Below are 687 nucleotides of genomic sequence, written 5' to 3' on the forward strand. Positions count from 1 at the left end.
ACTTCCTCTCAGACTGTACACAGACTCCCATATCTTATATGGAAATATAGTAACGCAAATACTAGTAAAAGTCAAGGAAACTGCTTACAGAAACCTATGAAAAAGAGTTTGAAGGCAAATGCTTCAAACTCTTTCATAACTTTCTTATTTAGCCTCGTACCAGGTTGCTCCTTCATTCTCATCAGCAATGAGTGGAACACTGAGCTGGATGGCTTCTTCCATGGTTTGTTTCACTAAAACTTTAACGACTGCTAGTTCTGATTTCGGAACCTCAAGGACGATTTCATCATGCACTTGCAACAGCATCTTGGTCTGATAGCCACCTTCAACTAGAGCCTTATCTAGCTGAATCATAGCAATCTTAAGAATATCTGCTGCTGAGCCCTGGATAGGAGAGTTGATGGCTGTCCGCTCTGCAAAACCACGAATGTTGAAGTTGCGTGAATTAATATCTGGCAACTCACGACGACGCTTGAAGAGAGTCTCTACATAACCCTTATCACGCGCCTCACGCACCACTTCATCCATGTAGTTTTTAATACCTGGGAAGCGTTCAAAGTAAGTGTCGATGTAGACTTTAGCCTCTTTACGGCTGATGCCCAGATTATTAGACAAACCAAAGTCGGAAATCCCGTAAACCACTCCAAAGTTTACCGCCTTGGCATTACGACGGTCGTTTGGAGTCAC

Annotated in this window: 1 protein-coding gene; it reads right to left on the bottom strand. The window is 42.9% G+C overall.

Annotation, left to right across the window (positions count from 1 at the left end; translation table 11 throughout):
* Positions 1-144: 144 nt before the first annotated feature.
* Positions 145-687 (bottom strand): DNA polymerase (locus GMD6S_RS09860; RefSeq protein WP_000325666.1); only part of this gene is annotated, 543 nt, incomplete at its 5' end.

The organism is Streptococcus sp. GMD6S (genome assembly GCF_000297015.1).